The organism is Bacillota bacterium (assembly GCA_040754675.1).
Lineage (GTDB): Bacteria > Bacillota > Limnochordia > Limnochordales > Geochordaceae > Geochorda.
Window position 1 is genome coordinate 1 of sequence record JBFMCJ010000163.1, and the last position, 8,155, is coordinate 8,155.

The window sequence follows — 8,155 nt, forward strand, 5'->3', positions numbered from 1 at the left end:
GCTGGTGTACAAAAGCGTATCGGTCTCGGCAACGGCCCGCACCCGGACGCCGGCACGATGCAGCGCTGCCGCGAACTCGACGGCGCCCAGCGTGCGCCCCGGGTGCAGGATCACCAGGTGGTGCGGCCTGAGATGCCCGGCGAGCATCCGGGCGAGATCCCGGTGGGCTGTCGCCGGCGTGGCGATGATGACCACGTCGGCGCCGGCCACCCGGGAGACATCCGTGGTCGCCTCTTCGAGCGGCATGGGACCGTGCCAGAGCCCTTCGACGTGGATGCGCGGGTCGTCCAGCAGCTTCACGATGCGATCCGGGCTGCGATTGATAAGCACCGCTCGCAGCCCAACCCGGCTCAGATGGGCCGCGGTGGCAAGTCCCCCTGCCCCGGCGCCGACAACGGCCCAGCGTGCCCTGGTCATGTGGCACTCCTCCTTGACGCGCCAGCGAGCAACGGGACGGCGGCCCACGCGGCGTTCACCGGCGGCCGGTGCGGACAGTGACGAATCGCCGCCCGGAGAGAACCGGCCAAAAGCGACGTTGGGACGCCGCGTGCCAGTTCCTCACCGGCCGCGTGAAGGCCGGATCGCGCCTGCTCCGTGAAGGGAAAGCCCGGCAGAGAGAAGCCAGAAGGCGATGAACCGAAGCTCAGCGAGCCACGCCGGGCCCACCTTCTCCCCCCACGCTTGCGGGGTTAGCTGCCGGGCTCGGATCGAAGGAGTCTGACCCGTCCGGCCGGCGCTCGGGGAGGTGCGTCCCCGATGCGGCGGGCTTGAGGCCACGCGTCGGCCGGATTCGCCCCGAATCCGATTGGGTCCCCCGCTCCTCTGGGGCCTTTGCCCCCGGAGGATTCAGCGATCAAGTGGGCCGGTCGGCCATGAAAGGCCAACCGCTGGCGCTATTTGGTTGTCGGTGTTAGCTCGCGCAAAGCATAGCACACGCGCCGGCGGGGCGTCAAACGAGACCGCGGAGCGGTTTATCCCTTGCGGCCACGACGAGGCTTCTTCTCCAGACCATGGCGGACCAGGAGGCTTCTCCCCGCCGGGTCTCAGTTGGTCGCCTCTGCCCGGCGCTCCTCCCCCTCCCCCGTCCCGAGAGATCTCGCGGGATATTCGATGACCGTCGAAATCCGGGGGTTCCACGATCGTCGAAGGAGAACAACCCGGAACGAGAAGGGATCGGGGCTCTGCAAAGTCGAACATCCTCCGGTCTATCCTATCTACCCGACCGCTCTCGCGGCGCAACCGGACGAGAACGGCACGGGCGGCAAGACGCCCGGCGGTCGTTTCGACGGGCGGCGAGAGGGTAATCCCCCAGCGCCAAAGAATCCGCTTCCGAGGCACCACTCGGTGACTTCCTTGGTGCGGGGAGCCGCACTTCTGATAGGAGGCCGCAATGGACACCCGGTTTCCTTATCCGTCCGCACGCATGCCCGTGCTGGCCCGGCGGGGCATGGTGGCGACCAGCCACCCGCTGGCGGCCCAGGCCGGGCTCCGGATGCTCCTGGCCGGCGGCAACGCCGTCGACGCCGCCGTCGCTGCCGCCGCATGCCTGACGGTGGTCGAACCCACTTCCTGCGGCCTGGGTGGCGATGCGTTCGCCATCGTTTGGGACGGCGGCGCCCTCCACGGGCTCAACGCCTCCGGGCCGGCCCCCGCCGCCCTTGATGCCGAGACCCTGCGGCGGCGGGGCTTGAAGCAGGTCCCGACCGAGGGCTGGGAGTCCGTCACCGTCCCGGGCGTGGTGGCAGGGTGGGTCCGGCTCCTGCGGCGCTTCGGGAGCATGCCCCTCATCGACGTCTTGCAGCCCGCCATCGAGTACGCGGAGCAGGGCCACCCCGTTCCGCCGCACACCGCCGCGGTCTGGCAGGGCGCGGCGGCCCGGTTCGGACACCGGGACGACTTCCGCGACGCCTTTCTCCTCGGCGGCCGGGCGCCTCGGGCCGGCGAGGTGTTTCGCCAGCCCGATCAGGCCCGCACCCTGCGGCTCATCGGTGAGTCCTGGGGCGAGGCCATGTATCGGGGCGAACTGGCCGAAGCCATCGCCCGGTACGCCGCCCGCACCGGCGGGTACCTCACCCTGGACGACCTGAAGCGCTACGAGCCCGAGTGGGTCCAACCGCTGTCCGTCCCGTACCGGGACGTCGAGGTCTGGGAACTGCCGCCCAACGGGCAGGGCGCGGCCGCCCTCCTGGCACTCGGCATCGTCCGTCACTTCCGCCTCGGGGAAGGGTCGCCCCATGAGGGGGCCCGCCGGCACCTGGACGTGGCCCACGTCCACGTCCTCGCCGAGGCGCTGCGCCTGGCCCTTCACGACGCATATCAGCACATCGCCGATCCCCGGGCAGCCTCGGTCCCCGTGGAGCGCTTCACCGACCCTGAGCACGCCGCCCGCCTGGCAGCGGAAATCCGGCTCGACGGCACCATCGCCGAACCCATCCCCGACCGCAGCGCCGCGGGCGGCACCGTCTACCTATGTGCGGCCGACGGGGACGGGCGCATGGTCTCTTTCATCCAGTCGAACTTCTACGGGTTCGGTTCCGGCGTCGTCGTGCCCGGCACCGGTATCGCCATGCAGAATCGCGGCGCCGGTTTCAACCTCATCCCGGGCCACCCCAACGAACTCGCCCCGGGCAAGCGCCCGTTCCACACCATCATCCCGGGCTTCCTGACCCGGCAGGGGCGGGCGCTGGCGGCGTTCGGCGTGATGGGCGGCGACATGCAGGCGCAGGGGCACGTCCAGGTGGTCTCGGCGCTCGTCGACTTCGGCCTCAACCCCCAGGCGGCTCTGGACGCACCCCGCTTCCGGGTGCTGCCCGGCGGCCGGCTGGCGGTGGAGCAGGGCTTCTCCCCCGACACCATCGCCGCGCTCGAAGGCCTGGGCCACCCGGTTTCGGCCAACCAGGCGCCGCTCATGTTCGGCGGCGGGCAGATCATCTGGCGAGACCCCGACACCGGCGTCTACATCGCCGGCTCCGACCCCCGCAAGGACGGCCAGGCCGTGGGGTACTAGATACCTGCGGTGTACGGGGTGAACGCGCGTTGACCTTGCAGCAGGCACTGGAAGACTTCTACCAGATCGCCAAAGAAAGGCCAACTTCCACGTTACGCCTGTCGTCTTTGGCAGATTATTGTGTGGAAACGTTGAGTCGGCTCGGGCTTTCGGAGGCTGAAACCGAGGCGACGGTACCAGGGTTCGGTCGTCCCAAGCAGTGGGATGTCGCCTGGCAGTACGACGGCAAGTACCGCCTCGCTATTTCGCTCAAGTCGATCATGCGTAACGTCCCGGGAACCGTGCCCAATCGTATCGATGACCTCATGGGCGAGGTGGCCAATCTCCAACTCTATTCCCCGGAAATCGTCATCGGCTACCTCATGGTGTTTGACGTCTCTCAGGATCCTTCGGGAGAGTGGGCCCGGCTACTCGAGTCCCGCCTCCAAGCGCTCTCAGGCCGCTCGGCTCCAGCCTGGAGCATCGGGATGCTCGAGGGGGCCGCTCTCACCCGCGTTGATTTCAGCGGCCCCCGCCCTCGGTTGCTAAGCGACCCGGACGGCCCTGAGCTTATGCTGAGGAAGCTGGTGGAAGAGGTTCGACGGCGTAATCCCGGGATCCCTTATCCACCAAAAACTCAACCCTAAACCCTTGCCAGAGCTCCGCCTGAGCGAGCCTGCGCTTAACGAGATCGATATAGGTCGGCTCGATCTCGTAGCCGACGCTGGACCGACCCGCCTTGATGGCCGCCACGGTTGTCGTGCCGGTGCCGAGGAACGGATCCAGGACCACGTCTCCGGCAAAGGAAAACATGTGGATGAGCCGAACGGGGATCTCCTCCGGAAACGGGGCGGGATGGCTCACTCTCGGCTGCCCATTGACGTCATCCCATACTTGTCGAAACCACTTGACATACAGCTCTTTCGGCAAACGGGAGCGCAGTCGCTGCTCTTCGGTAGGATGCCGGTATTCTCCGCCTTTTCGGAACAGCAGGATGTACTCCACGTCGTTCTTGATGATGCCATTGGGCTCAAACGGCTTTCCCAGGAACCATGACCCGGGCCGGTCCATCTCCGTTCGAATATTCGCAATCTTGTACCAGAACACAGGAGCCAGATAGTCGAACCCGATAGCCCGGCAGCGCACCGCGATATCGGCATGCAGCGGTATCACGTGATGCCGACCGGCCTGACGGCGGGAGAGGTTGACGTCTCCCACCACCACGCACATGCGACCCCCCGGGACAAGTACCCGGTAACACTCCCGCCAGACATCATCCAGGCCCTCCAGGAAGCTGGAGTAGTCCGCCACCTGCCCCAATTGCCCATCTCGTGAAGGATAGGTCTGCAGCGTCCAGTACGGCGGAGACGTCACGACCAGGTGCACCGACTGGTCGGCGACCAAGCTCATGCGTCGGGCGTCGCCCAGGACAATTCGGTGCAGCGTGTCGCCGCCGACGGAAAGTTGCGCCCCTAAGCCGACCACGGTAGTCTGGCCATCCGGGTTGTCATGGGATGTAGACATCCAGCTACCTCCTTGAGCCAGTGTTGGCTGCGGACGGAAGGGAAGGCCGCCAATGGCCAATGGCGGCCAACCCTTCGTGGCCGGCGGGGTGCCAAAACCATACTAACATAGCGCACATGTGTTTGGAACCCCGCTCGTTGAGCGAATCTGCCGGAAGCTCGGCATGCAACCGGCAAAAAAAGGCGGCCAGATCTGGCGCGGCATGGGCTCGGATGGGAGATTCCGTCAGACGCGCATTGACTCCCATGGGCCAGGTCGCCCGGTGGCTTCCGGGACAGCTAAGGCTATCGCCCGACAACTCGGCTTTGAGCCGGTAGAAGAAACGTTCCACTTCCTGCACGGGAAGGGTTCGGCCCGGCGAGCCTAGCGCCGGCGGAAGACGGCCACCAGCCGGCGGGAGTCCACGGTGAGGGGTTCGTCGCCGGCCAGCGAGCCGTAGGCGCCCGCCAGCTCGAAGCCCACGGCCGCCGCCATGCGCGAAAGTTCCACCAGGCTGTACTGGCGTACGGAGAAGTGGCGGCGTTCGACCCGCCCGTTCAGGATAACGACCCGCTCCGTCTCGGTGCGATCGGTGAGGGCGTCGAAGCGCACCCGTTCCAGCGTGAAGGCGCCCGGCGTCTCCACCCACACCTGGTCGCGCCCCGACCGGATGAGCCAGTACTTGTGGATCATCTCCATGACCAGCCGGCCGCCCGGCCGCAGGCTCTGGTAAAACGCCGCCATCACCCGGGCGTCTTCCTCTTCGCTTTCGAGGTACCCGAAGGAGCTGAACAGGTTGATGGCCACGTCGTAGGCGCCCGGCCGCACAAACTCCCGCATGTCGCTTTGCACCAGCTCCAGCGCCCCCTGCGGGACGCCCGCCTGCTCGGCGCGCTGGCGCGCCACGCCCAGAAGGTAAGAGGACAGGTCGACACCGGTCACGTGGTAGCCCCGCAGGGCGAGTTCGATGCTGTGGCGGCCCTGGCCGCAGGGCATGTCGAGGATGTCGGCGGGCGGCGTCAGTTCCAGAAGGCGCTCGAGCTGGTCCACCTGCTCCCGGGTGTACTCCGGCGTCAAAAGCGGGCCGTACGTCGCCAGGTACGTCTCGTCGAACAGCTCCTCGTACCACCTCACGGCGGCAAGCCCCCTTCCCTTCCGGGCGCCACGCCTGCCAGAAAGTTTCGCCAGCGGCACCCGCCCTTCTTGCCCGTGCGGCCCGAGCGCCGGGCAAAACTCTTGGCGGGAGGGCGACCCCTTTGCGAACCCAGTGGATGGAAGACCCGCGCAAGCTCGCCGCCTTGCTCCACGAGGCGTACCGGGGCATGGAGTGCGTCGTCAACGTGCGGCGGGGCGCCGACAAGCTCGGCCAGGCCGTCCTGCGCGTCGAACGCGTCTACGTCGACGACGATGGGCCCGACACCCGCACCCTGCGGGTGGTGGGGCACCTGCCCGGCGGCGACGAACACGGCACCCTGGCCCTGCCCCTCGACGGCCCGGCCTGGGCCGTGCTGCCGGACGGCGTGGGGGCGGGGCCGGCCCAGCGCTGCGCGGTCTTTTCGGGGCCTTACCAGCTCAACTTCGTGCCGATCGAGGAGTAGCGGCCGCCCGGGCCCGCTCCGCCAGGCGGCAGAAGGCGCACACCTCGCCGGGGGTGGGTTCGCCGCAGACCCGGCATGGCCGCAGCGCCGGCGCCTCGCGGGGAAAGTGGCGGCGGCCGCGTTCGTAAAAGCCGAAGAGGAACTGATCCTTGGTGCCCGGCGCCGCCTCCTCCAGGCGGTTGAGCACCTCCTTGTAGAGGTGCGAGGTGGCGCCCCGGGCCATGGGGCACTCGTCCACCTCGTAGTCGATGCCCTGCAGCACGGCGTACGCCGCCACCTCCCGCTCGGCGAGGCGCACGAGCGGCTTCACCTTGCGCACGAGCCCCGCCCCATCGGCGGGCATGGCGGCGGCCTGCCGCCCCAGGTACTCCGTCTGCCAGTGCAGGATGTTGCCGAGCAGCGTGGCCGCCTCGTCGTCGAGGTTGTGGCCGGTGGCCACCACGGTGTAGCCGTGCTCCCGGGCAAACCGGTTGAACAGGTGGCGCTTGGTGGTGCCGCACGCCGAGCACGGGATGCGGCGGGTGCGGCGGGCCAGTTCCTCGATGCCGAACCCCAGCTCCTCGGCCACCGACACCACGTGCAGCCGAAGCCTCCGGGCCTCGGCGAACGCCCGGGTGCGCTGCGCCGATTCCTCCGAGTAGGCGCCGATGCCGAGCTGGATGTGCAGCCCGTCGGCCGCATAGCCGAGCCGCTGCAGGATATCCCAGAGCGCCAGGCTGTCCTTGCCGCCCGAGACAGCCACCAGGATGCGGTCGTCCCGGGTAAACATCGCCTCGTCGGCGATGGCGCGCTGGACCTGGCGCAGCACGTGCTCGACGAAGTGGTCGCGGCAGAAGCCGGCGTTGTGCCGGCGCACCTCGACCGCCGCCGGCTGCCGGCACTTCACGCACTTCACCGGCGACCGCCCCCTCCTGCCCTATTGCCTTCTGCCCTCACAGTTTACCTCAGGCACAGGCTCGACGGCGGCCGCCGGCGCCATCCTACCGCTTCGGGAGCGTGCCTGTCCGGGCGGCCGGGTGCCCGCCTCTTAGCCGCCGGAGAGGGCGGGGCGCACCTCAATCTCGTCGGTATCCTCGACCACGGCATCCGAGGTCAGCAGGGTGTCGCCCCGGATGACGATGACCGTCTCAGGGTTGATGCGAAGCTCGTCGAGGATGCTCTTCACCGTCCTGGGGCCCTTAAATTCCCACTCCTGCCGCTTGGGGATGCGCATGCGCACCTTCAGGGCCCTCCGCCCTCCCCTCGGCCGAGCGGCCTTGCGGCGTTCGACGCCTGGTCTGCTCCGTAGCAACCCCACCATACGCCATTCCGAAAGCCTTTCAGAAATGACGAGAGGTTCCCACAAAAAAGGCGAGACCGGGGCGCACAACGCCGCGGGCACAGGCCCGGTGCCCTCCCGGTCTGAACTTAAAGTATCTCCTCGTTGGAGCGCATGGCAACTACCTCGCCGTATCCTCGAACGGTCTCCTCGTACCAATTCTACCTGTCTTTCGTGTCTCTCTTCCCTCTTCCGCCAGTTTGCTCGTTGGCTTCTCCCCTCTCCGCCGCCCGGCCAACCAGAGTCGCTACCCGCTCCGCCGCCCCTGCCGGCCACCGTCGCCCGCCCGTTAAACTCCCACTCCTGGCGCCCGTCAAAGCCAAGCGCTGCCAGGTGGGAGCCGGCGCCTACAGCTTCGACTCCGTTTCGGCCGCCCGCTTCTCCTGAACCTGCGACTGATGGGCCCGACTGTAATAGCCCAGGTACAGGTTGACCTCGAAGTTCTCTCCCTTTAGCCACAGCACGATACGGGTTTCGAGCGTCTCCCAGTCCGCCATCCGTTCCAGGTATCCCAGGGAGACGGCCAACCCCCAGTACTCCGGACTTTCTTTGTAGAGGCTGCCGCCCTTCCACGCATTGCGGTTGAAGAGCGGGGGCCCGTACTTCTCCTCGAGCAGCTCGGCGAACCGGTCGTAGGCCTCCAGGTATCGGTTCGAGTTCACGAAGTCCTCGCTGAGCGTGTAGCCGCCCCCGACGAGCACGTCGTCACTGAACATGCACATCGCCAGCACCTCGTACCCCGCGATGGTG

Annotated in this window: 9 protein-coding genes and 1 riboswitch; of the genes, 3 read left to right on the forward strand and 6 right to left on the reverse strand. The window is 67.8% G+C overall.

The window, feature by feature from the left end; genetic code table 11:
- Positions 1–417, reverse strand: a 417-nt coding sequence (locus AB1609_10785) for a 2-dehydropantoate 2-reductase N-terminal domain-containing protein (GenBank protein MEW6046953.1), incomplete at its 3' end; no start/stop codon positions are given.
- A gap of 247 nt (positions 418–664) precedes the next feature.
- A riboswitch (cyclic di-AMP (ydaO/yuaA leader) is annotated at positions 665–862 on the reverse strand.
- A gap of 528 nt (positions 863–1,390) precedes the next feature.
- Between AB1609_10785 and AB1609_10790 the strand changes: the two genes are divergently transcribed.
- Both AB1609_10790 and AB1609_10795 read left to right on the forward strand, forming a co-directional pair.
- Positions 1,391–3,007: a gamma-glutamyltransferase family protein gene (locus tag AB1609_10790; GenBank protein ID MEW6046954.1), complete on the forward strand. Its 1,617-nt coding sequence runs from the start codon at positions 1,391–1,393 to the stop codon at positions 3,005–3,007.
- A gap of 29 nt (positions 3,008–3,036) precedes the next feature.
- Positions 3,037–3,633, forward strand: coding sequence for a hypothetical protein (locus tag AB1609_10795; protein MEW6046955.1), 597 nt, complete (start codon positions 3,037–3,039; stop codon positions 3,631–3,633).
- On the opposite strand, the gene AB1609_10800 is transcribed toward AB1609_10795, so the two are convergent.
- Positions 3,557–4,510 carry a site-specific DNA-methyltransferase gene (locus AB1609_10800; protein ID MEW6046956.1) on the reverse strand — a complete coding sequence of 318 codons (954 nt, stop codon included), beginning with the start codon at positions 4,508–4,510 and terminating at the stop codon, positions 3,557–3,559. The genes AB1609_10795 and AB1609_10800 overlap by 77 nt on opposite strands.
- A 363-nt stretch (positions 4,511–4,873) precedes the next feature.
- Entirely contained in the window at positions 4,874–5,623 is a 750-nt protein-coding gene (locus AB1609_10805) for a methyltransferase domain-containing protein (protein ID MEW6046957.1), read from the reverse strand.
- A 122-nt stretch (positions 5,624–5,745) separates the two neighbouring features.
- Between AB1609_10805 and AB1609_10810 the strand changes: the two genes are divergently transcribed.
- A complete protein-coding gene (locus AB1609_10810) occupies positions 5,746–6,087 on the forward strand; it encodes a hypothetical protein (protein ID MEW6046958.1) in 342 nt (113 codons plus the stop codon).
- On the opposite strand, the gene AB1609_10815 is transcribed toward AB1609_10810, so the two are convergent.
- The 3 genes from AB1609_10815 to AB1609_10825 form a co-directional block, all read right to left on the reverse strand.
- Positions 6,062–6,982, reverse strand: coding sequence for a TIGR00269 family protein (locus AB1609_10815; protein MEW6046959.1), 921 nt, complete (start codon positions 6,980–6,982; stop codon positions 6,062–6,064). The two genes, AB1609_10810 and AB1609_10815, sit on opposite strands and share 26 nt — an antisense overlap.
- Positions 6,983–7,114: 132 nt before the next feature.
- A complete protein-coding gene (locus AB1609_10820) occupies positions 7,115–7,300 on the reverse strand; it encodes a MoaD/ThiS family protein (GenBank protein MEW6046960.1) in 186 nt (61 codons plus the stop codon).
- Positions 7,301–7,752: 452 nt separating this feature from the next.
- Positions 7,753–8,155 (reverse strand): hypothetical protein (locus AB1609_10825; protein MEW6046961.1); only part of this gene is annotated, 403 nt, incomplete at its 5' end.

Coding starts and splice junctions, on each gene's coding strand:
- AB1609_10790 (MEW6046954.1), top strand. CDS start 1,391: ATGGACACCCGGTTTCCTTATCCGTCCGCACGCATGCCCGTGCTGGCC.
- AB1609_10800 (MEW6046956.1), bottom strand. CDS start 4,510: ATGTCTACATCCCATGACAACCCGGATGGCCAGACTACCGTGGTCGGC.
- AB1609_10820 (MEW6046960.1), bottom strand. CDS start 7,300: ATGCGCATCCCCAAGCGGCAGGAGTGGGAATTTAAGGGCCCCAGGACG.